At 40.9% G+C, this 22,528-nt stretch carries 23 protein-coding genes; 11 read left to right on the top strand and 12 right to left on the bottom strand.

The window, feature by feature from the left end; translation table 11 throughout:
• Nucleotides 1–65: 65 nt before the first annotated feature.
• From FY557_RS06465 to lpxB, 6 genes are all read right to left on the bottom strand, one after another.
• Complete coding sequence (locus FY557_RS06465) at nt 66–1,619, bottom strand: TlpA family protein disulfide reductase (RefSeq protein WP_149246467.1); 1,554 nt, start codon at nt 1,617–1,619, stop codon at nt 66–68.
• A 133-nt stretch (nt 1,620–1,752) separates the two neighbouring features.
• Complete coding sequence (locus FY557_RS06460) at nt 1,753–2,520, bottom strand: succinate dehydrogenase/fumarate reductase iron-sulfur subunit (protein WP_149246466.1); 768 nt, start codon at nt 2,518–2,520, stop codon at nt 1,753–1,755.
• 24 nt (nt 2,521–2,544) lie between these two features.
• Nucleotides 2,545–4,557 carry a fumarate reductase/succinate dehydrogenase flavoprotein subunit gene (locus FY557_RS06455; protein ID WP_149246465.1) on the bottom strand — a complete coding sequence of 671 codons (2,013 nt, stop codon included), beginning with the start codon at nt 4,555–4,557 and terminating at the stop codon, nt 2,545–2,547.
• Nucleotides 4,558–4,574: 17 nt separating this feature from the next.
• Nucleotides 4,575–5,237, bottom strand: coding sequence for a succinate dehydrogenase cytochrome b subunit (locus tag FY557_RS06450; RefSeq protein ID WP_149246464.1), 663 nt, complete (start codon nt 5,235–5,237; stop codon nt 4,575–4,577).
• Nucleotides 5,238–5,380: 143 nt separating this feature from the next.
• Complete coding sequence (locus FY557_RS06445) at nt 5,381–7,156, bottom strand: ComEC/Rec2 family competence protein (RefSeq protein ID WP_228451719.1); 1,776 nt, start codon at nt 7,154–7,156, stop codon at nt 5,381–5,383.
• 141 nt (nt 7,157–7,297) lie between these two features.
• Nucleotides 7,298–8,401, bottom strand: a complete 1,104-nt coding sequence (lpxB, locus tag FY557_RS06440) for a lipid-A-disaccharide synthase (protein ID WP_149246463.1) — start codon at nt 8,399–8,401, stop codon at nt 7,298–7,300.
• A gap of 145 nt (nt 8,402–8,546) precedes the next feature.
• On the opposite strand from lpxB, the gene FY557_RS06435 reads away from it, so the two are divergent.
• Together FY557_RS06435 and FY557_RS06430 are read left to right on the top strand one after the other, a co-directional pair.
• A complete protein-coding gene (locus FY557_RS06435; RefSeq protein WP_149246462.1) occupies nt 8,547–9,056 on the top strand; it encodes a DUF2480 family protein in 510 nt (169 codons plus the stop codon).
• A 118-nt stretch (nt 9,057–9,174) separates the two neighbouring features.
• Nucleotides 9,175–9,831: a DUF937 domain-containing protein gene (locus tag FY557_RS06430; RefSeq protein ID WP_149246461.1), complete on the top strand. Its 657-nt coding sequence runs from the start codon at nt 9,175–9,177 to the stop codon at nt 9,829–9,831.
• Between the two features lie 58 nt (nt 9,832–9,889).
• On the opposite strand, the gene FY557_RS06425 is transcribed toward FY557_RS06430, so the two are convergent.
• Entirely contained in the window at nt 9,890–10,009 is a 120-nt protein-coding gene (locus FY557_RS06425) for a 30S ribosomal protein THX (protein WP_146942066.1), read from the bottom strand.
• Nucleotides 10,010–10,197: 188 nt separating this feature from the next.
• Nucleotides 10,198–11,592: an MATE family efflux transporter gene (locus tag FY557_RS06420; RefSeq protein ID WP_149246460.1), complete on the bottom strand. Its 1,395-nt coding sequence runs from the start codon at nt 11,590–11,592 to the stop codon at nt 10,198–10,200.
• A gap of 178 nt (nt 11,593–11,770) precedes the next feature.
• Between FY557_RS06420 and FY557_RS06415 the strand changes: the two genes are divergently transcribed.
• From FY557_RS06415 to ligD, 9 genes are all read left to right on the top strand, one after another.
• Nucleotides 11,771–12,328: a DUF2975 domain-containing protein gene (locus FY557_RS06415; RefSeq protein ID WP_149246459.1), complete on the top strand. Its 558-nt coding sequence runs from the start codon at nt 11,771–11,773 to the stop codon at nt 12,326–12,328.
• A gap of 35 nt (nt 12,329–12,363) precedes the next feature.
• Nucleotides 12,364–12,789: an ankyrin repeat domain-containing protein gene (locus FY557_RS06410; protein WP_149246458.1), complete on the top strand. Its 426-nt coding sequence runs from the start codon at nt 12,364–12,366 to the stop codon at nt 12,787–12,789.
• 9 nt (nt 12,790–12,798) lie between these two features.
• Nucleotides 12,799–13,395: a DUF2975 domain-containing protein gene (locus FY557_RS06405; RefSeq protein WP_149246457.1), complete on the top strand. Its 597-nt coding sequence runs from the start codon at nt 12,799–12,801 to the stop codon at nt 13,393–13,395.
• Nucleotides 13,396–13,398: 3 nt separating this feature from the next.
• A complete protein-coding gene (locus FY557_RS06400; protein WP_089998373.1) occupies nt 13,399–13,605 on the top strand; it encodes a helix-turn-helix domain-containing protein in 207 nt (68 codons plus the stop codon).
• Nucleotides 13,606–13,950: 345 nt separating this feature from the next.
• Nucleotides 13,951–15,705, top strand: a complete 1,755-nt coding sequence (gene aspS / locus FY557_RS06395) for an aspartate--tRNA ligase (protein WP_149246456.1) — start codon at nt 13,951–13,953, stop codon at nt 15,703–15,705.
• Between the two features lie 35 nt (nt 15,706–15,740).
• The gene (locus FY557_RS06390) at nt 15,741–16,892 is read left to right on the top strand and encodes a DUF6438 domain-containing protein (protein WP_149246455.1); all 1,152 of its coding nucleotides are present in this window, start codon (nt 15,741–15,743) and stop codon (nt 16,890–16,892) included.
• A 78-nt stretch (nt 16,893–16,970) separates the two neighbouring features.
• On the top strand, nt 16,971–17,756 hold the full coding sequence (locus FY557_RS06385; RefSeq protein WP_149246454.1) for a Ku protein: 786 nt from the start codon (nt 16,971–16,973) through the stop codon (nt 17,754–17,756).
• Complete coding sequence (locus FY557_RS06380) at nt 17,756–18,358, top strand: DNA polymerase ligase N-terminal domain-containing protein (RefSeq protein ID WP_149246453.1); 603 nt, start codon at nt 17,756–17,758, stop codon at nt 18,356–18,358. The genes FY557_RS06385 and FY557_RS06380 overlap by 1 nt, the downstream gene beginning before the upstream one ends.
• 77 nt (nt 18,359–18,435) lie before the next feature.
• Nucleotides 18,436–20,316 carry a DNA ligase D gene (gene ligD / locus FY557_RS06375; protein ID WP_149246452.1) on the top strand — a complete coding sequence of 627 codons (1,881 nt, stop codon included), beginning with the start codon at nt 18,436–18,438 and terminating at the stop codon, nt 20,314–20,316.
• Here ligD and FY557_RS06370 read toward each other — a convergent pair.
• The 4 genes from FY557_RS06370 to FY557_RS06355 form a co-directional block, all read right to left on the bottom strand.
• Complete coding sequence (locus tag FY557_RS06370; RefSeq protein ID WP_149246451.1) at nt 20,313–20,780, bottom strand: hypothetical protein; 468 nt, start codon at nt 20,778–20,780, stop codon at nt 20,313–20,315. The genes ligD and FY557_RS06370 overlap by 4 nt on opposite strands.
• Before the next feature lie 8 nt (nt 20,781–20,788).
• On the bottom strand, nt 20,789–21,520 hold the full coding sequence (locus FY557_RS06365; RefSeq protein ID WP_149246450.1) for an SDR family NAD(P)-dependent oxidoreductase: 732 nt from the start codon (nt 21,518–21,520) through the stop codon (nt 20,789–20,791).
• Nucleotides 21,521–21,640: 120 nt separating this feature from the next.
• Complete coding sequence (gene yajC, locus FY557_RS06360) at nt 21,641–22,003, bottom strand: preprotein translocase subunit YajC (RefSeq protein WP_149246449.1); 363 nt, start codon at nt 22,001–22,003, stop codon at nt 21,641–21,643.
• Nucleotides 22,004–22,007: 4 nt separating this feature from the next.
• Nucleotides 22,008–22,526 (bottom strand): DUF1573 domain-containing protein, encoded by a 519-nt coding sequence (locus FY557_RS06355; RefSeq protein WP_149246448.1) that lies wholly within the window; start codon nt 22,524–22,526, stop codon nt 22,008–22,010.
• Between the last annotated feature and the right edge of the window lie 2 nt (nt 22,527–22,528).

Raw genomic sequence — 22,528 nt, 5'->3', positions numbered from 1 at the left:
TCTGCAAAAGTACAAATAAAAAAACCTTATCCGGGGATAAGGTTTCTATCTATATTGAATTTAAATTATTTTGTCTCAGCCGGCTGAGGATTTGCCTGTTGCTGAGGAGCCTGTTGGGCTGCAGCTGCTGCAGGATCCATGCCCATACCACCCGGTTGTAACTGAATGTTCGGGTTTACCTTCGGAGCGGAAAGCCCGGTCTGTTTATCCAATACTGTTACCAGTTCAGGATCACCTAAGTTGAAGAATGGCTTACTGGCAATTTTGCCGTCTTTATCCACTACGATGAAGCATGGCAGTTTAAATCCGTAAACGCCGTATTTTTTAGCAATATCAGAGTTCAGACCATTTTCTGCATATACATTGGTTCCGGTAATGCCCTTTAATAAAGAACTGCTGGTTTTTATAAACTGGTCTTTGGTATCATCTACATTTACAAAAACGAAATTCATTTTAGACTTGTAAAAATTTGCCACTTCTTTCAGGACAGGAACGGTTGCCTCTCCGATGTACGGGTTCCATGATGCGTAGAACGTAAGAAGATAAGGTTTTCCTTTATTTTCAGAAAGATTGTAGGATTTCCCATCCGCCTTTACCAAGGCTGCTTCAGGAGCCGCTTCACCGATTTTGAAGCCGTTGATCGCAAACTGGATTTTCTTTAAATCTTCTTTGATTGTATTGTCTTTGATATCGGTATCAATAATCTTTTTGATTTTCTCAACAGTCTTCTCAGGAGCACCGGGATGAATATCCGACTGTGCCATTACGAAAGCCAATAAATAATCCTTAGCTGTCTGTGAAAGATCTTTCTGGTTTTTGTTGAGATACTCTGCGAATAGTTCAGAAGTCGTTACATCTGTTTTTCCTGCACTTTTCGCCTGGGCGAATTTCTGGAAATCAGGGCTCATTTTTGTTAAAAGATATTCTCTGTATAAAGGATGCTCTTTTACCAGCACGTCTTTGTTTTCTTCTAATTTGTTGGCAAAATCAGTGAAAGCTTTGGTCACTTTAAATGACGGATTTCCCATTTGCTTATGGTTAAGCTCGTACTGATTAAGGATGGTAAGCAGAGTACTGGAAAGGTCATTTTTCTTCCAGGTTACCACTTCGTTATCCGGGCTGAATTTTTTGGAGCTTTCATCAATATTTTTATTAATGTCAGCCTGAACCTTTTCAATTCCTTTAAGAAAAGTATTTTCATCTTTTGTCATCAGCTCATTCATGTTAACCGTCTGAGCGTAGGTTGAAAGATATTTTTGAGTAGCCGTAAAGAAGTCGTTGTTCTTTTTGGCATCTCCGGTAATCACATATTCGGTAGGAAAAGTCATTGCATTTCCTGAGATTTCAAGCTTCTGTCCGCCTTTCAGGTAGATGAGATTTCTTTTTCCACCGTAAGAAATCATGTACATGCCGCTTTTCGGAGCTTCAAAGTTTCCGGCAAACGTACCGTCTTTGTTGATCCCGATATTAATTAAAGGTAAAGTGGCTACACCGGACGCTTCGATGAACTCGATTCTTTCCAGTGGGGAACCCCCGGTTACTTTTCCTTTTACTTCTACTTTTTTAGAGCAAGACATCGCAAAAACCGCGATGATAAACAATAAAAGATATTTTTTCATTTTGAATTTATAATTAGGCAAAAATAGTTTTTTCGTTAAACTAAAAGCAATTTAATGTTATTTTTATGAAAGATTTAACTAAAAAAAATCGCCATCCTTTACGGAGACGATTCTTTCTGTATCTCAATTAATTTTATCCTCTGTCAGCAAAAGCCGTAATGTATTCTCTGTTCATTCTGGCGATGTTTTCAAGAGAAATACCTTTCGGACATTCCACTTCGCATGCACCGGTATTGGAACAGTTTCCGAATCCTTCTTCGTCCATTGCTTTCACCATATTCAGTACTCTTCTTTTCGCTTCTACCCTACCTTGCGGCAGCAATGCATACTGGGAAACTTTAGCTCCCACGAAAAGCATGGCAGATCCGTTTTTACAAGACGCTACACAAGCTCCGCAGGCGATACAGGCAGCGGCATCCATTGCCTTATCCGCATCGTCTTTAGGAACAGGAATCGCATTGGCATCCAGCGTATTCCCCGAAGTATTCACGGAAATAAAACCACCGGCAGCCATTACCCTGTCGAATGCGCTTCTGTCTACGATTAAATCTTTAATTACCGGGAAAGCAGCACTTCTCCATGGTTCAATGACGATGGTTTCACCGTCTTTGAACATCCTCATGTGAAGCTGGCAGGTTGTGATCCCTGTATCCGGGCCGTGCGCTCTGCCGTTGATGTAAAGGGAACACATTCCGCAGATCCCCTCACGGCAGTCGTGGTCGAAAGCGATAGGTTCTTTTCCTTCGTTGATGATATTTTCGTTCAGAATATCCAGCATTTCTAAGAAAGAAGAATCCGTAGAAACATCTGATATTTTGTAGGTCTCAAACTGACCTTTGGTTTTGCTATTTTTTTGTCTCCAAATTTTTAGGGTAAGATGAAGGCCTTTTTTTGCACTCATAATGATTTATTTATAGGTTGGAGATTATTTGTAACTTCTTGCTTTAACTTCAATGTTTTCATAGATCAACTCTTCTTTGTGCAGAACTTCTGTCGTAATATCATCTGTCTGATATTCCCAGGCCCCTACATATTTAAAGTTAACATCATCTCTTTCTGCTTCACCTTCAGGCGTAGCATGATCTTCTCTGAAGTGTCCTCCACAAGATTCGTTTCTATGCAGGGCATCAATAGCCATCAATTGTCCCAGTTCGATGAAATCTGCAACTCTGAAAGCTTTTTCAAGTTCTGTATTCATTCCATCGGCATCACCAGGAACTTTCACATCGCTCCAGAATTCTTTTTTTACCTGAGCTATTTCAGCAATGGCTTCTCTCAGACCTTCAGGAGTTCTTGCCATTCCTACTTTATTCCACATGATGTGTCCCAATTTCTTGTGGAAATGATCTACTGAATGGGTTCCTTTATTATTAAGGAAGAATTGTACTTTTTCTTTGATTCCCTGTTCCGCTTCATCAAATGCCGGTGTTGCAGTAGGAATTGCCCCTGTTCTGATGTCTGCGGAAAGATAATCTGCAATCGTGTAAGGAAGTACGAAATATCCGTCTGCCAATCCCTGCATTAAAGCGGAAGCCCCCAGTCGGTTGGCTCCGTGGTCCGAGAAGTTAGCCTCACCGATGACAAAACATCCAGGAATGGTAGACTGTAAGTTATAGTCAACCCACACCCCTCCCATGGTGTAGTGTACGGCAGGATAAATCTTCATCGGCGTTTTATAAGGATCATCAGCGGTGATCTTTTCGTACATAACGAATAAGTTACCGTATTTCTCCTCAATCCAGGATTTTCCTAAGTCATAGATCTGCTGATCTGTAGGATTGTGAATATGTTTTTCGATAGCGGCTTCTTTACCCTTTTTGATAATCTCTGTCGAGAAATCTAAGTAAACCCCTTCTTTGGTATCGTTGTTTTCGATTCCGTAACCGGCATCGCATCTTTCTTTACCTGCTCTCGAAGCAACATCTCTAGGTACAAGGTTTCCGAATGCCGGATATCTTCTTTCCAGATAGTAGTCTCTGTCTTCTTCTTTAATATTTTCAGGTCTCAATTTGCCTTCTCTGATGGCTACAGAATCTTCAATTTTCTTAGGAACCCAGATTCTTCCGGAGTTTCTTAAAGATTCGGACATCAAAGTAAGCTTAGACTGTTGCGTACCATGAACCGGAATACAGGTCGGGTGGATCTGTACATAGCAAGGGTTTGCGAAGTAAGCACCCTTTTTGTGGATTTTCCACGCTGCGGAAACATTGGATCCCATTGCATTTGTAGAAAGGAAATATACGTTTCCGTAACCGCCTGAAGCAATGACTACTGCGTGAGCCGAATGTCTTTCGATTTCACCGGTTACCAGGTTTCTGGCGATAATCCCTCTTGCTTTTCCGTCTACGATTACCAGATCCATCATTTCATGACGGTTGTACATTTTAATTCTTCCTTTACCGATCTGACGGCTCATCGCAGAATAGGCACCCAACAACAACTGCTGTCCGGTCTGTCCTTTTGCATAGAAGGTTCTTTTTACCTGAACCCCACCGAATGAACGGTTATCCAGCTGGCCTCCGTACTCACGTCCGAAAGGTACTCCCTGGGCAACACACTGGTCGATGATATTCGCGGAAACCTCAGCCAACCGGTATACGTTGGCTTCTCTTGCGCGGTAATCCCCTCCTTTAATGGTATCGTAAAACAACCGGTACGTAGAGTCACCGTCACCCTGATAGTTTTTAGCGGCGTTGATACCTCCCTGAGCGGCAATCGAGTGTGCTCTTCTCGGAGAATCCTGATAACAGAAAGCTTTTACATTATATCCCTGCTCTGCTAAAGTCGCTGCAGCGGAACCACCTGCCAAACCTGTCCCAACAACAATAATATCAATTTTATCTCTGTTGTTTGGTGCAACAAGGTTCATGTGGTCTTTATGATTTTTCCATTTGTCCTTTAACGGACCTCCAGGAATTTTTGAATCTAATTTACTCATAATTTAGTATCTTAATATTATTGAGTTACAAAGTGAAAAATTGCAATAAAAATAAAGCCTGCCGGAATAAGGATAGAATACCATTTCCCGATGGCTTTGATTACCGGTGTATATTTCGGATGTCTTGCCCCGATAGACTGGAACGAAGACTGAAACCCGTGTGCTAAGTGCAATCCCAATAAAACGAATGAAATCACATATAAAGCCACTCTCCATACATCTGCAAATTTAGCATGCAGATCTCCCCAGAAACGGGATTCTTCAACCGGCAGCCCATCGATGTACTTGTAGTTCATTTCATGGAACCAGAAGTCATACATATGAAGAAAAATAAACGCCAGAATCACAGCCCCTGAAATAAGCATATTTCTGGACATCCACGTTGAGTTGTGAGAAGGATTATTTGACTCGTATTTAACAGGACGTGCTTTTTGGTTTTTAATTTCCAGAACAAATCCCATCACAAAATGGAAAACCACAGCAAAGATCAGAACCGGCTGCATTATAAATTGGATCAGAGGATTATACCCCATAAACTGCGAAGCATTGTTGTAAGCATCTTCACCAAAAACCGATAAAAGGTTTACAGTAAGGTGCATTATCAGAAATATCAGCAAAAAAATAGCCGACAATGCCATAGCATATTTTCTACCTATCGTAGAACTCGTTAAACCTGCCATATAAGTTTAAATTTGATTTTCCACAAAATTAAGAAATGTAAAGAACATCAAAAAGTGAGAAATCTCACAAAAAGCCAGTTTGTAACGTTTCTAAATAAGATCTAAAATCTTATAAATAAAGGAAAAAGGAGAAAATAAGAACATCAATTCACCTCATAAATCTTCCCGTTATACACCACTTTTCGGGTGTTCTCAGGAAATATCCTGATGTCTGTTTTTGCAATACGCCTTGAAGAACAGTAAGGATTAATAATATACTGCGTAATTTTCTGTTGATCTGCATCTTTCATAATCCAAAAACAGGCCTGATTCCCCTGTTTCACAGACAAGGACTTGTATTTTGCAAAATCGTGGATTAAAACTTCATTTTGCCGCTGCGCATACAGATTGAAACTTATTCTGACTATGAGAAACGCAGTAACAGACATAATTAGCCTTACCGAATTCTGAGCATTGAGTTTTAGTACAGCAAATCTCAGAAAATAAATAATCAGAAACAGAAAACATACCTCTGCCCCATTCATTGGGATATTTTCTAAAAACATAAAACCAGAATCTGCAAACCAGTGGATAATCCTGAGCAGCAGCTGAATAACAAAGTCGTAGATACCATTGATGTATCCGAAATCGAAACCAACTGCAATCAGAGCCGTCATTAAAAAAGAGAAAATGATAATTATTTCCGAAAACGGGACGATAAAAAAATTGGCAACAATGGATATAAAGGAAAACTGATGAAAATAGAACAGCACCAGCGGCAGCGTTGCCAATTGGGCTGAAACGGAAATCGAAATGGTATTGAAGACGATCTTCTTGAACCGGTTATCCTGTATCGGAAAACATCTGAGAATCGGCTGATTCAGCCAGTAAATCCCCAGGACTGCCAGAAAGCTCAGTTGAAATCCCACATCGAAAATCTGCTGGGTATCGAAAATTAAAATGATTAATGCTGATAATGACAGCGAATGCAATACATCGGTTTTCCGCTGCAGGAGGACATAAATGAAATAAATGCTCAGCATCAAGCTCGAGCGCACCACCGAACTTCCGAAGCCAATAAAAATGGTGAATATCCAGATGAATATCAAGCTTGAAATAATGGCTAAATTCCTGAATTTCAAAGGCAATACTTTTATAAACACAAAATAAAACAGACCGAAAATAACTACAATATGCGTCCCCGAAATGGCCAGGAAATGCACAAGACCCGACCGGCTGAAATCCTGAACCGTCTGCTCATCCATTTCTGTACGGTCTGCAAGGATTATCCCTTTCAGAAATTCTCTGGACGTAGGCGAAAATCCGGTTTCATCAATCCGTTGCAGTACTTCCAGTCTTTTCTGAGAAAATTTTTCTTCCCAGCTTAGATCGTTCCGTTCGGATGCAAAGACCTTCTCGTTGATATAACACTGGTATTCAATATTCTTCCGCTTTAAATATTTCGGATAGTCAAACTGGAAATCATACGGCGGCGTTTTAGGTTTTGAAATATATGCCCTGGTTTTGTAATAATGGTGGAAATCCAGTGCCTTTTCTTTTTTCGGAACATAGACCGTCGCATTGAAATATTCTTTACCTGACCGGACGGATGCTTCATACTTCCTGTTTTTAATGTTGGAATTCAGTTTTTTAGTTATTTTAAAAACAATCTCTTCGCTTTTGGAGACCGTTAAATTATGTGCTGAAGCCGTATTAAAAAAATGCACTATTATTCCGGCTGCAAAAAATGCAATGCCCAAAAGACCGGGCCTTGCTTTATACAGAAAATACCTGTTAAGAAATGCAGGAATCAAAAGCAGGAAAGAAATTCCCGAGCTCCAATAAATCGTATTTTTATCCATGGAAAGATAATCCTGAAAGAAAATCCCAAGGATAAAGCAGATCGTGACAATAAGAAACGGCTGTTTGTTCAATTCCAAAATTTGTGATCTCCAAAAATATCCAACCGGATAAAAAAACACAAATTAAAAGGGTGGAATTTTTAAAAACGAATTCTATCCGTCGTGAAAAATAAAAATCGCAGAAAATTTTTCTGTGATTTTGTATTTTAGGTTTATTTTTTATACTTTCACAATCACCTCCGCTGCCTTTTCACTCGCCCCTTTTCCGCCAAGCTTTTCCCTCAGCAGCTCATAATCCCGGAACACTTCAAACCTTTTTTCGGTGGCCAGGATTTTTTTCAGCTCTTCCACCAGGTTGTTTGTATTCAGGTCGTTCTGGATCAGTTCCTTTACCACTTCACGGTCCATAATGAGGTTGACCAGGGAAATGTATTTGATGTTTTTAACCAGACGTTTGGCAATGGCATAGGAAACTTTGCTTCCCCGGTAGCAGACTACTTCGGGCACATTCAGCAATGCCGTTTCGAGGGTTGCCGTTCCGGAAGTGACGAGCGCTGCCTTGGAACACCTCAGCAGGTCATAGGTTTTGTTGGAGACGAAGTGTACGTTATCGTCTACGTAGTTCTGGTAAAATTCTTTAGGAAGGCTCGGTGCCCCGGCAATCACAAATTGGTATTCCTTAAAATAAGGCCTTACGGAAAGCATCATGGCCAGCATTTTCTCGACTTCCTGTTTACGGGAACCCGGCAGCAAAGCAATGATTTCCTTTTCGTTCAGCCCGTTTTCCTTTTTAAATTTTTCAATACTAAGATCTTCTAAAGTGGAAATGGCATCCAGCAAAGGGTGGCCTACAAAATGGGAGTGAACCCCGTGTTTTTTATAGAAATCCTCTTCAAAAGGAAGGATTACCATCATTTCGTCCACGTATTTTTTGATGATCTCCACCCTGCCCTCTTTCCAGGCCCAAAGCTGCGGGGAAATATAATAGACAACCTTAATGCCCAGCTCTTTGGCGAATTTGGCAATTCTTAGATTAAATCCCGGGTAATCCACCAGGATAAGCACATCCGGTTTATTGTTGCGGATGTCTTCCTTGCAGAATTTAATATTGTTCAGGATCGTCCGCAGGTTCATCGCAACTTCCAGGAAGCCCATAAAAGCAAGGTCGCGGTAATGTTTTACAAGGGTACCGCCCTGCTTGGCCATCAGATCACCGCCCCAGAACCGGAATTCCGCGGCAGGATCTTTCTGCTTCAAAGCTTTCATCAAATTGCTTCCGTGAAGGTCTCCGGAAGCCTCACCGGCGATTATATAATATTTCATCCTCTAAAATATTTTAAATTTCAATTTCCGTCCGAAACCGCTTCAAGTTAATTTACGATGGGAGGCTTCTATCACAGGAATAGAGAACAAATAAGACTTTTATACCGTCTTAATTTGTAAATTTGTCCAAAGATAATGATAAAAAATGTCAGAAGAATTTGAAATCAGGAATAAAGTTGCGGAAAGCGGGCTGATCAATTTTGATCTTACCGACCTTGTCCCAAAAGGGGAGCGAAAGGGAATCGACCTTAAGGATTTTCTTTTCATGGAAATGATTCTGAAAGAAAAAGACTTCCGGGAAAAGGTAGCAGCGATTGACGAAGAAGCCTACCGGGATGCTTATGTTTATATATACAATTCGGCAGATGCTATTGTTCCGCTTTGGGCATATTTTTTAATTACCGCCAAGCTTACCGGCGTTACCAAAAAAATAGTTTTCGGAAACCGTGAAGACCTGGAAGTGATCCTGATGCACAATGCCATTCAACGGCATGATTTTGAAGAAATGAGAGGCAAAAGGGTATTGGTAAAAGGATGTTCGGACAAAGAAATCCCGGAAAATGCTTACATCGAACTGGTAGAACAGCTGCAGCCGATCGTCAAATCACTGATGTTCGGGGAAGCCTGCTCCAATGTTCCGATCCTGAAAAATTAGACCTGTTAACCAAATAATTAAGCCTTATTTTTAAAATTATTCATTCAATTTTAATTAAAAAACCGTTGGGGAATATTTTTTGATAGGTTTTAAACATCAATAAAATTAAACACAAACTATGGGTCTTATCGATTTACTTACCGGGAACACCGGCAACCAGGTTGCTGAACAGGCAGAAAACAAATTCGGTATTAGCAAAACACAGGTTATCGCTTTACTTGCGGTGGCGGCCCCGCTGATCATTTCTTACCTGAGAAAAAAATCACAGGACGCCAATGAAGCGGAAGCCCTGAACAATGCACTGGATAAAGACCACGACGGAAGTATCCTGGATGATGTGTCACAGGCCGATGCCAGGCAGTCTGAAGGAGGTTCTATCTTAAACCACATTTTCGGTGAAGAGAAACCGAATGTGGAAAACAGGCTTTCACAGAATACCGGAATTTCAATTGATAAAATAGGACCTATCCTTTCCATGCTGGCTCCAGTCATTATGGGGTATATCGGTAAGGAAAAGCAACAGAACAATGTGGGTGCCGGCGGCTTGGGCGATCTTCTTGGAGGAATTTTAGGCAACGCATCCAATGAGTCTCACCAACAGCAGTCCAGCCCGTTAAATGATATTCTCGGAAGCGTCTTAGGCGGTGGAAATTCGCAGTCTTCGGGAAACCCGCTGAATGATATTCTTGGCAGCGTACTCGGAGGGAATGATCAGAAAAAACAGCAAGGCGGTGGCGGATTGGGAGATATCCTCGGAGGATTTTTCGGAAAATAATGAATTTAATTTTGTTATATATAAAAAAGACCGGCGAATGATTTTGCCGGTCTTTTGTTTAGTTTTTGGTCTTCTCTTCGGAAGCTGTTACAGATTTTGAAGCCTTTCTCGGTCTTCTTTTCCCGTAACTTCCGTTGTTGATTTTACCTCTTTTGGATTTTTTGTCTCCTTTTCCCATAAGTAATAGATTTTGTTGGTTGATTACGAATTTAGAAAATACGACACTAAAATCAAAAATTTGAGCTGTTAAAATTTTTATAATTCTTTAATAAACAGGAAAGCAAAGATGCGGGATAATGGAAATTTATTACTGCATAGTAAATTAATACAGCTAAAAAATTCAGGTCCTGCAATACTTTTCACTTCCTAAACTTTCACCGTTTTCCACTTGTCCCTTTTAAACAATATAAAAGCAACAATAGTTATCAAAGCTTCGGCCACAGGAATTGAGATAAATACGCCTTTCGGTCCCATTTCAAAATATTCGGAAAGAAAATAGGCCAGCGGAATCTGAAACAGCCAGAACCCGCAAAGGTTTACCCAGGTCGGCGTCCAGGTATCACCTGCTCCGTTGAAAGCATTGATCATCACCATTCCGATTCCGTAGAAGATAAATCCGGCGCTCATGATGTGTAAAGCATTTTTAGCGATATTCCTAATTTCAGCCTCTTCCGTAAAAAATCCTACCAGAAAATCGCCCAGCAGAAAAAATACCAGACTTACTGTTGCCATAAAAACCACATTGTACTTCACGGTTTTCATTACCGATTTTTCAGCCCTCAGCATTTCGTTGGCACCCATATTCTGGCCCACCAGCGTGGATGCAGCATTGCTTAATCCCCAGGCCGGAAGCATGAAAAACATCATCAGCCGCAATGCCGTCTGATAGCCTGCCGAAGCATTTTCCCCACCGGTTACGGCTACCAGCTTAGCCAGAAATATCCAGCTGCAGGAAGCGATAACAAACTGGAAAATTCCCGGGGTTGCAATCTTTACAACTGATTTTATCATCCTGAAATCTGGCGTAAAATACCGGATTAAAATACGGATCTGGGTATCTGCTACCAGTAAATGATACAATTGGTACAGTACCCCGATACTTCTGCCGATTGTTGTAGCAAGTGCCGCTCCGGTAAGGCCCATCGCCGGAACCGGACCCACACCTTTGATCAGAATGGGGCATAAAATAATATTCGAAATATTGGCGATCCACAGCGACTTCATGGCAATGGCCGCATTGCCGGCGCCACGGAAGATCCCGTTAATCAGGAACAGCAGCATAATAATGACGCTGCTTCCCATCATGATTGCCGTAAATTCTTTGCCGTATGCCGCAGCTTCCGGCCGGGAACCCATCAGCAGTAAAATTTCTTCGGCATACACCACTCCGAAAATACTGAGAACAAAAGTGATTGTAAAAGAAATCAGCAAAGCCTGTGCGGCACTTCTCGAAGCCTGTTCCGGGTTTTTCTCGCCGACCCTCCGGGCTACCATCGCCGTTGCCGCCATACTCATCCCTATGGCAATGGAATACATGACCGAAAGTACGGATTCCGTAAGCCCTACCGCCTGGATGGCGTAGCCGCTTTCTTTCAGATGGCCCACAAAATACAGATCTACGAGTGCAAATACAGATTCCATGGCCATTTCAAGCATCATCGGAATGGCCAGCAGAAGCACTGCACTCCGTATGCTTACTTTGGTATAGTCGACCTCTTCTCCGCTTAAGGCTTTTTTGATAAAACTGATATATTTTGACATAAGTTCCGGTTTGTTACCGCAAAAATACTGTTTCATGGGGATTTGTTTCTTGGCATACGAAAAGTTTTATGGCAATCAGTTTGCGGCTATAATTTGAAAAATAAAATTAATTTTAATAATTATTTATTGTTTTACGATAAATAATTATACATTTGCAATAATAAAAAAATTAATAACCATGAAAATTACTGGAAAAAAATCTTTACTTTGGTGGGTACGATATCCTTTCGGTATTTATGCCGTCGGATTCAGTATTGCTTCAATCTGGACATTGGGCCTGATGCTGATTTATTTTTTCACCCACCAGACAAACCGTTTTATTTCGCTTACTTCCGGACAGGGCGAAGGAAACCATCTGTCTTCCGGAATTATCCGGTTCCACTACCCTTTTACCCAAATGACAGTAAATACTGAAAATTCGCCGGAAGGACTGTTGCTGGCATTTCTCGGAATTCTTTCCATCAATTTCACCCTGATTACCGCCCTGAAAATTATCACTGAACTTTCTCAGGATAACTTTTTTACCGCTAAGGCCGTTCAGAATTTTAAAATTCTGGGATTCGGGCTTCTGTCTATCGGGATCATCCATGTTCTGATTGACCTTCTGGTTTCACCTCAACAGTTTAATCCCGCGCAGCCGTTTGTTTTTATGGTTACCGGCTTCATCCTGATCCTGATGAAAGAAATTTTTACCAAAGGAAAAGCAATACAGGATGAAAACGATCTGGTTATTTAACTATTCATCATGATAATCAATTTAAATTTATAATAATGAACAAATTATTAATCTTTGGATTACTGTTGATTTCCGGCGCAGGGTTTGCCCAGGAACTGAATAATGAACAGAAACAAATTCTTAAATTCGACAATACCGCCCGTTTTTCGGACCTGATCGGAAGTGAGGATATTAATCAGTGTTTTAAAGCTGAAAATAATTCCTATACTTTGCTGGCACTCGCCATTAAAATGAAAAGCGTGAACATTTTTCAGAAGCTTATCGACAACAAAGCAGACCTGGAAAAAATATGCGACGGTAAAACGCCTTTGATGTTTGCTGCAAAATACGGAGACGTAGCGATGGCAAAAAAGCTCTTGGAAAACGGAGCAAAAAAGGAAACCAAAACGGAAAAAGGCTTTACTGCACTGGATTATGCCGAAAAATACAATCAACCTGCAATAATCGAACTTTTAAAATAAATTAATATCATGAAAATTATCGGAAAAAACTCGCTTTCACAATATCTAAGTTATCTTCTGCTAGTGCTTTTTATTTTATTCGCCGTTCAGTGCATTTATGAAATCCTTGGGTTTGGTGTTCTGGTCTATAATTTTAAAACCGGAAATACCATTCTTTCAGACTTTTTTATTACCGGGACTGATGTCGGCTGGTCGCAAAATCAATGGACCCGGACGATGGACGATCTCCTGAAGTTCAAAATGTTTGTTCCATTTACCCGCCAGAATCTTATAACCGGGATATTCAGCACCTTCAGTATTTTAAATTATATTTCCAATACCCTTTTCATTACTGTGTTTTTATATACGGGCTACCGGTTTTTAAGGGAAATCAGCAGAGAACAGGTTTTCACTACCCAGACCCTGTTGTGGCTTAAAAGATTCGGTTGGACGAATATTCTGTATGCCATTGTTATCATGGCTATAATCCCCTTTACGGTAAAAACACTGTTGTCTCCAGGTTACAATGTCATCCTTTTTCTTTTCTTCGGGGCTCTGGTATTATTTATCGTGGAATTTTTCAAGAAAGGTCTTGAGCTTCAGGAACAGGTTGATTTAACGATTTAGAATATGCCGATAGTCATCAACGTAGATGTTATGCTTGCCAAACGCAAGATGCAGTCGCAGGAACTTGCCGAAAAAATCGGGATCACCCAGGCCAACCTTTCCATTTTAAAAACCGGAAAAGCGAAAGCCGTAAAGCTTTCCACCCTGGAAGCCATCTGTAAAGCACTGGATTGCCAGCCCGGCGACATTCTGGAATATGTGAAAAATTAAGAATTTTTAGGAAAATAATTCAGAATAATCTGTTAAAATTCAGGATTTAAATACTAAAATACCATAAATCAAAGTTTATGTTTATCAAATTCCTGTGAGATAAGCTACTTTTGCCAGCAGAAACTAATACCCGTGAAGAAGAATTAATCATCTTTCTTTATGGCCTGGGCCTGGGCTCGGCACGAAACCACACCCAAAACTTATCCGGAACCTGACTAAAGGTTCCGGAATTTTTATGAAAGGGTGTTTTTTTGTTTTTAAAACCTTCAAAAATCTTATCTTTGCCAACGGAAAATTCAAAGTTCAGATATGAACTTTAAACCTTGAACTTTAAACCAATAATTTATGTTTCGATCACACACCAACGGAGAATTGTCTCTTAAGAATCTTAATGAAGAAGTTACGCTTTCGGGATGGGTACAGACCATCCGGGACAAAGGATTTATGATTTGGATAGATCTCCGGGATCGTTACGGAATTACCCAGCTGGTTTTCGACCAGGAGCGCTCTACAGCAGAACTGATGGAAAATGCCAAAAAGCTGGGACGTGAATTTGTGATCCAGGTAACCGGAAAAGTGATTGAAAGGGTAAGCAAAAACCCGAACATCCCGACCGGGGAAATTGAAATTTTAGTGGAAAAACTGACAGTCCTTAACGAATCCCAGCTTCCGCCTTTCACCATTGAAGATGAAACGGATGGCGGTGAGGAACTGAGAATGAAATACCGCTATCTGGATATCCGGAGAAATCCGGTAAAAGAGAAGTTAATCTTCCGTCATAATATGGCACAGAAAGTAAGGAATTATCTTTCGGATAACGGATTTATCGAGGTGGAAACTCCGGTTCTGATTAAATCCACCCCGGAAGGCGCAAGAGACTTCGTGGTTCCGAGCAGGATGAACCCGGGGCAGTTCTACGCATTGCCGCAGTCTCCGCAGACCTTTAAGCAATTGCTGATGGTGGGCGGAATGGATAAATACTTCCAGATCGTCAAATGTTTCCGTGATGAGGACTTAAGAGCTGACCGTCAGCCGGAATTTACCCAGATCGACTGTGAAATGGCTTTCGTGGAGCAGGAAGATGTGATGAATGTTTTCGAAGGAATGACGAAGACCTTACTGAAAGACATCACCGGACAGGAATTCGGGGATTTCCCGAGAATGACGTTTGCCGATGCGATGCAGAAATACGGGAACGACAAGCCGGACATCCGTTTCGGAATGGAATTCACGGAACTGAACGACTTGGTAAAAGGAAAAGACTTTAAAATATTTGATGAAGCGGAACTCGTTGTCGGAATCAACGTAGAAGGTTGCGCCGACTATACCAGAAAGCAGATCGACGAGCTGGTAGACTGGGTAAAGAGACCGCAGATCGGTGCTTCCGGAATGGTTTGGGTTAAATTCCAGAACGACGGCGTAAAAACCTCTTCCGTTAATAAATTCTACAGCGAAGAAGATTTAGCCGGAATCATCGAGAAATTCGGGGCTAAAGAAGGCGATCTGATGCTGATCCTTTCCGGAAATGAGCACAAGGTAAGAACCCAGCTTTCGGCTTTAAGAATGGAGCTTGGAAACCGCCTGGGCCTGAGAAAAGGAAACGAATTCGCCCCGCTTTGGGTAGTCGATTTCCCGTTATTGGAATTTGATGAAGAAAGCGGCCGTTACCATGCGATGCACCACCCTTTCACGTCTCCGAAACCGGAGGATATCCACCTGCTGGAAACCGATCCGGGGAAAGCAAGGGCCAATGCCTACGATATGGTATTGAACGGAAACGAAATCGGCGGCGGTTCCATCAGGATTTTCGATAAAGACCTTCAGTCTAAAATGTTCGACCTGCTAGGTTTCAGCAAGGAAGAAGCGGAAGCCCAGTTCGGATTTCTGATGAATGCCTTTAAATACGGTGCTCCGCCACACGGTGGATTAGCCTTCGGTTTCGACCGTCTGGTAGCCATTCTCGACGGAAACGAAGTGATCAGGGATTATATCGCTTTCCCTAAAAACAATTCGGGACGGGATGTGATGATCGACGCACCGGCCGCCATCGCCAACGAACAGCTGGATGAACTGGAATTGCAATTGAATTTAAAATCATAAATTAGAAGCGGGGAATTTTTCTCCGCTTTTTTATTATGAAAAAACTAATAATTATAGCCTGGATCTGTGTTTTTGTGGTATCATGTCATCCTGAAAAACAGGAATATTCACAAAAAATAATAGGTACATGGATTATTGAGAACGATGATAAGCAAAATCCGGAAGAACCGACACTACCATTCACAAATGATGATCCGCAGATGTTAATTTTTGGAAAAAACGGAACATACATTAATAGAAACGGCTTTTTTAAATTTTCACGTGATCAGGCAACAGGTGAAAACCAAACACTTTATTTTGGAGAGAAAACAAAGTATGTATTAAAAGGTGATTCACTGCTGACTTTTGATCCGGCAGAAAATCGATTTATCGGAAATAAGATGTTACATTTTACCAGAAGAAAGATTATTTTAGAACAAAAAGATAAATCCACAATTACCCTAATTCCATTCTCTGAAAAAAAATTCGACAATCCACCGATAGATGAAATTATCGTTTCAAAGTCACCCTGTTTCGGAAGCTGCCCTCAAAATTCATCCGTAATAAATAAAACCGGTTATTTATTTTTTTATGGAGAATCTAATAATTCCAAGAATGGCTTTTATAAAAATGGGGTTGCTGATAAAAGGATAAAAGATATTTTTAATGAACTGGAGAATCTTGATATTAAAGCCTTACAACCGGAATATCAAATATCGGTTACGGATTTATCTTCACAAAGCGTAACCTTTGCATCAAAAGGAAAAATCATTAAAACCGTTTATAATTATGGTAACGAATCACCTTTTGAACTGAGAAGACTAATCCGGAATGTCAGTTATTTGTATCAGAATATTCCATTAAAATCTACCGATTTAAACGATCCTGTTCTGCTGTATAGATTAAAGTCAAAAACACAGAAGGTCATCCTTAAAAAATCTGAAACCTTTTATCTCTTTCATGAATTATTAAAGTCAAAACAGATCACGAACATTACTGAAAACCTTCCATTTACGGGAAAATATCATATTGATTTGCCGAAAGATTACGATTATCAATGTATGAAACTTTACGAAAGAACAATACATACCGACGGAAGATTCTTCAGAATCCAAAAAAAAGATGGAAGCTTGACAATGTATGATTTGGGTTATAATTTCTTTACTAGCAATCATCTGATTCAGCAGTTAAACAGAGACGAAAACTGATAAAATCAACATACCACACAGATAAATAAGCCTTTACGCGGCACAATCATTGTACTTTCCATCTCAAATTACAGTACAATGAAAGCAATCTGGAACGGTGCCATTGGCTTTGGGCTGGTCAATATTCCCGTAAAAATTTATTCCGCTACCGAGACGACCAAACTCGATCTGGACATGCTCGACAAGTCTGATTTTTCGAATATCCGGTTTAAACGGGTCAATGAAAGCACAGGCAAAGAGGTGAAGTGGGAAAATATTGTAAAAGGCTATCTGATGGACGACAAATACATCATTTTGGATGAAGAAGATTACGAGGCAGCAAGCCCTGAAAAGTCCAAGATCCTTTCGATTGATCAGTTTGTAAAGGAAGATGAAGTGGATTCGGTTTATTTTGAAAATCCGTATTATCTCGAACCTCAGAAAAACGGGGAGAATGCCTATCGCCTTCTTCTGAAAGCACTCGCCAAAACCGAGATGGTGGGTGTCGGGACTTTTGTTCTGCGTGAGAGTGAAGCCATCGGCATGATCCGTCCGTATAATGATGAAGTACTGGTATTAAACCGTTTACGTTTTGCCCAGGAAATCCGGGATTACAGCGACCTGAAGATCCCGGCTAAAAAACCGCCGAAGCCTGCCGAACTGAAAATGGCCGTCAGCCTGATCGAACAGCTTTCCCAGGAATTCGATCCTGAAATGTATAAAGATACCTATTCCGAATCGTTGATGAAGATCATCAACCAGAAAGCGAAAGGAAAAACCGTAAAAGCCAAAAAAGCAGAACCTGCCAAAGAAGGTAAGGTTATTGATTTAATGGCGCAGCTGAAAGCCAGCTTACAGAATCCCAAATCCAAAAACGCATCCTGATGGCACTTCAAGATTACAACTCAAAAAGAAAGTTCGATGAAACCAGCGAACCGGAAGGCAAAACGAAAAGCAGTAAAGACAAGCTTATTTTCGTCATCCAGAGGCATGCCGCATCCCGGCTGCATTATGATTTCCGCCTGGAAATGGATGGGGTCCTGAAAAGCTGGGCCGTACCGAAAGGTCCGTCGCTCGACCCTAAAGACAAACGGCTGGCCATGATGGTGGAAGACCATCCTTATGATTATAAAGATTTTGAAGGAAATATTCCCGAAGGAAACTATGGAGCCGGACAGGTAGAAGTATGGGACAGCGGAACCTACGAGCCTTTGGAAAACCCGTCAAAGCTTTCGGATGAAAAAGAACTGTTAAAGGAACTCCATGACGGATCCCTGAAGTTTATCCTGCACGGAAAAAAACTGAAAGGCGAATTTGCTTTGGTGAGAATGAAAAACACCGAAGAAAATTCCTGGCTGCTGATCAAGCACAAAGACGATTACGCAGAAAGCGGATATGATGCTGAAGACCATACCTCAAAAGGTTCTGAAGTAACAAAATTTTTAGAGGAAAAAAAAAGCCCAAAAAGCGGCAAAAAAGCACATTAGCCACTGAAACAAAACCTGATTTCCAGCATTTCAATTCTTTGGCCGGCGAAAAAAAGGTTGAAAACTACATTAAGCCCATGCTCGCCAGACTCACCGATGAAGCTTTTGATGACCCCAACTGGGTTTTTGAAATCAAGTGGGACGGTTACCGTGCCGTCGCCGATCTCAGCCGGGACGAGCCTCTCTTCTACTCCCGCAACGGGATTTCTTTTTTATCTAAATTTGAAAAAGTATCGCGTGATTTTGAGAATCAGGTTCACAACATGATTCTGGATGGCGAAATTGTAGCTTATGACGAAAATGGCAGACCAAACTTTCAATTATTACAGCAGATTGGTGATAATCCCGATTTAGCACTGACCTATCAGGTTTTCGACATCCTGTGGCTGAACGGCCATTCTACGGAGGAACTGCCGCTTATCCAGCGGAAAGAGCTGTTGAAAGAAGCACTCACTGAAACAGATGTTATTAAGTATTGTGATCATATTCCTGAAAAAGGGACCGACTTTTTCAAACAGATGCGGAAAATGAAACTGGAAGGCATGATTGCCAAAAAGGCAAACAGTCCGTATGTGGAAAACCACCGCACCACCGATTGGCTGAAAATTAAATTTAACAATACCGAAGAAGCAATTATCTGCGGATTTACCGAACCAAGGGGTTCGCGGGAAGGTTTCGGCGCTCTGATTTTAGGGAAATATGTGGATGAAAAGCTGATCTACTGCGGACATACCGGCACCGGATTCAACCGTGAACGGATTCATGAAATCCTGGAAAGGCTGGAGAAAATTACGACAAGAACCTCACCCTTCGATAAAGCCCCGAAAACAAATATGCCTGTTACCTGGACGAAACCTGAACTGGTCTGCGAAATCAAATATTCCGAAATTACCAATGATGGAATTTTCCGGCATCCTGTTTTTATGGCCATCCGTGAAGACAAAGAGCCTGAAGAGGTTAAAAGCCCAGCGAACGATTTAAAAGAGACTTCAAACATTATTAATATGAAAACGACCGCCCCAAAAAAGACAAAACCTTCTGAAAACGAAAAAGAAATTACCCTGAACCGCCATAAAGTAAAACTGACCAATCAGGATAAAGTTTATTTTCCAAAGGACGGCATTACCAAAGGCGAGGTAATGGAATATTACCAGTCGGTGGCCGATTATATTCTGCCGCATCTTAAAAACCGTCCGCTTTCTTTAAATCGCTTCCCTAACGGAATTGAAGAGCAGAATTTTTATCAGAAAGAAGCAGGTGACAATATCCCGGACTGGATAAAAACCACACAGGTCTATTCCGAATCAAACGACAAAGATATCGATTATATTTACTGCAATGATAAAGCAACCCTGGCTTATCTCAATAATCTGGGCTGTATCGACATGAATCCATGGAATGCTTCCCTTCCCGATCTGGAACATCCCGATTTTTTGGTTCTGGATCTTGATCCTTCCAAGAAAAATACATTTGATGACGTCATTGAAACAGCTTTACAGGTAAACGAAGTCCTGAAATCCGTCAAGATCGAAGGTTACTGCAAAACTTCGGGCAGCACCGGAATCCATATTTACATTCCGATGGGCGGAAAATACGATTTCGACCAGGTAAAAGATTTTGCCCACATCCTGATGAAACAGGTTCATGACAGGCTTCCTGAAATTACCACTTTGGAAAGAAGCCTGCAGAAACGGGACGACAAAAAGATCTACCTCGATTATTTGCAGAACAGAAGCGGACAGACTTTAGCAAGCACATACAGCATCCGGCCGAAGGAAGGTGCTTCCGTTTCCATGCCTCTGGAATGGAACGAATTAAAAAAAGGGTTAAAGCCTACCGATTTTAATATTCATAATGCACTGGAAAGAATTGAGGTAAAAGGAGATTTATTCAAGCCGGTTTTGGGTAAGGGAATTGATATGATGAAGGCTTTGGAGATGTTAGGCGATATCGATTAAAATTGATCATCAAGATTTTCGATGATTTTCAGGCAAAAATCAATGCTCTTTTCATCTTGCAAATGATTGATCAGCAGATACAAATTATTAACAATATCATGAAAAGATAAAATCAAATCATCTTTAAAAAGTTTTCTTCGTATCAGGTGGAATTCTAAATTGTCATACAAATATCTTAAATATTCCACTCTGCCAATTTTTGAAAAACATTGGCAGAAAACATATGAAGATTGGAACTTGCCTTTTAGAGTATAATTCGTAAAATCTAAAAACCAAGCTATGAAATAAAGATAAGAATCTTCACTCTTAAATACTTGTTTTACGAAATCGTCCTGTTGTTTTGCTGTAAAGGTATCCAGAATATTTTGCAGGAAAGCGCAGAAGCCGTATTCAAAATTCTCTGAAGTTCCGTGATCATCGATATTATCAATATAATTTTTTATCTGTAAAAGTTCATCTTTCATGATCAAATTTATGGGAGTTTCGCCACCAGATTTTCCGGCAGAACTTTCAGAATAAGGTAAATCATTTTCCACTTGAAATGAGGAACGATGGTGAAAGAATTTCCGGCATTGACAATGAATTTGGCAACGTAATCCGGTTCCATGATCAGCGATTCATTCAGTTGGAGCCCCGGGTTGATTTTGGTGCGTATGTAGCCGATAACCAGAGCGTTGACTTTAATATTTCTTGAAGCGAGCTCCTGCCTTAATCCGGCCAGGTAGGTAGTAAAGGCTGCTTTTGTGCTTCCGTAAACGAAATTGCTTTTCCGTCCGCGAACGCCCGAAAGTGAAGACAGTCCGATGATCCGTTCCAGGTTCTTGTTTTCACGGTCAGCAGCAATGATATTCAGAATGGAAACCGCGCCCATGTAATTTACCATCATCATCTGTTGAGTACCCTGGAAATCTTTTAAAGCCTTTTCATTATCCACTAAAAATCCTGCTGCATACACAACAATATGAGGTTTTACCGGCAATTCGTCATAAAACCCCCTGTGAGAATCAAAATCCACTGCATCGAAAGCCAGAACTGTCACTTTTAAATTCAGATTGTTTACTGATACGAATTCATCCAACGATTCTGTATTTCGGGAAGCGGCAATAACGGAAAACCCTTTTTCAATATATTGTTTAATACTTTGCTTGGCCACATCGGAATTGGCACCGAGGATAAGAACGGTTTTGCCTGTGTTTTGATTCATGGGACAAATATAGTTTAAACCCCTATGAACACAAATATTTACCCGAATAAACACCCCATAAAAAATTTCGGCGGAATAAGCACTGCTCATCCCGCCGAAAAGATATCTTTAAACCGGAAATTATTTTTTCTCCAGATCGATTTCTTTTTTGTCGGCTGTTTTTTCAGCAGCTTTAGCGCCGAAACGGGTTTCCGTAAATTCTCTGGAAACGGCAGCCTTCTCAAACTTCAGTTTACCTGATAAAGTTTCGATCACAAAACCGTCATCCTGAACCTGAGCAATTCTTCCGTGAAGACCGGAAGTAAGCACCACGCGGGTTCCTACCTTAAGCGTTTCCTGGAAGTTTTTTTCCTGTTTCTGCTTTCTCATCTGTGGTCTGATCATCAGGAAATAAAACCCGACAAACATCACTCCCATCATGATCAGCATCATGGAATTTCCACCCTGGGCCGGAGCCTGTAAAAAGATTGATAGTAAATTCATGATCTTATGGTTGAATATTCGCAGTGAACGTTAATTTAATCGGCATTTTTTCCACATTGGCGAATACATCAGCATACTTGCTTACGTTCCCGTCGAAGTTGGTAGAATCGAAATGCAAAGTGATTTTTCCTTTTTTACCCGGCATGATCGGGTCTTTTGTGAAATCAGGTGCCGTACATCCGCATCCCGGTTTTACTTCAGAAATAATCAATGGGTTGCTTCCGGTATTGATCACTTCATAAACGTGCTGAACTTTATCCCCTTTTTTAATCTTTCCAAAATCGAAATTGCTTTCGGAAAGGGCAATTGTGGTTAGCGGTTGTTTGGAAGCTGTGGCCGCCTGTTCTGTAACCGAAGCTACGGCAGCGGAATCACCCATAGGAGCCGGAGCAGCGGCAGCAGCAGAATCCGTAGTGGTTGCAGCAGTTTCTGTTCCTGCAGCCGTTTCTTTATTTTCCTTTTTGCAGGAAACCATACCAAAGCCTATGACAGACAAAGCGATGATTGATAATGTCTTTTTCATAT

Origin of the sequence: Chryseobacterium sp. SN22 (assembly GCF_008329705.1) — a bacterium.
Lineage (GTDB): Bacteria > Bacteroidota > Bacteroidia > Flavobacteriales > Weeksellaceae > Chryseobacterium.
The sequence above is the reverse complement of the archived record's forward strand: the minus strand, read 5'-3'. Positions and strand labels throughout refer to the sequence as shown.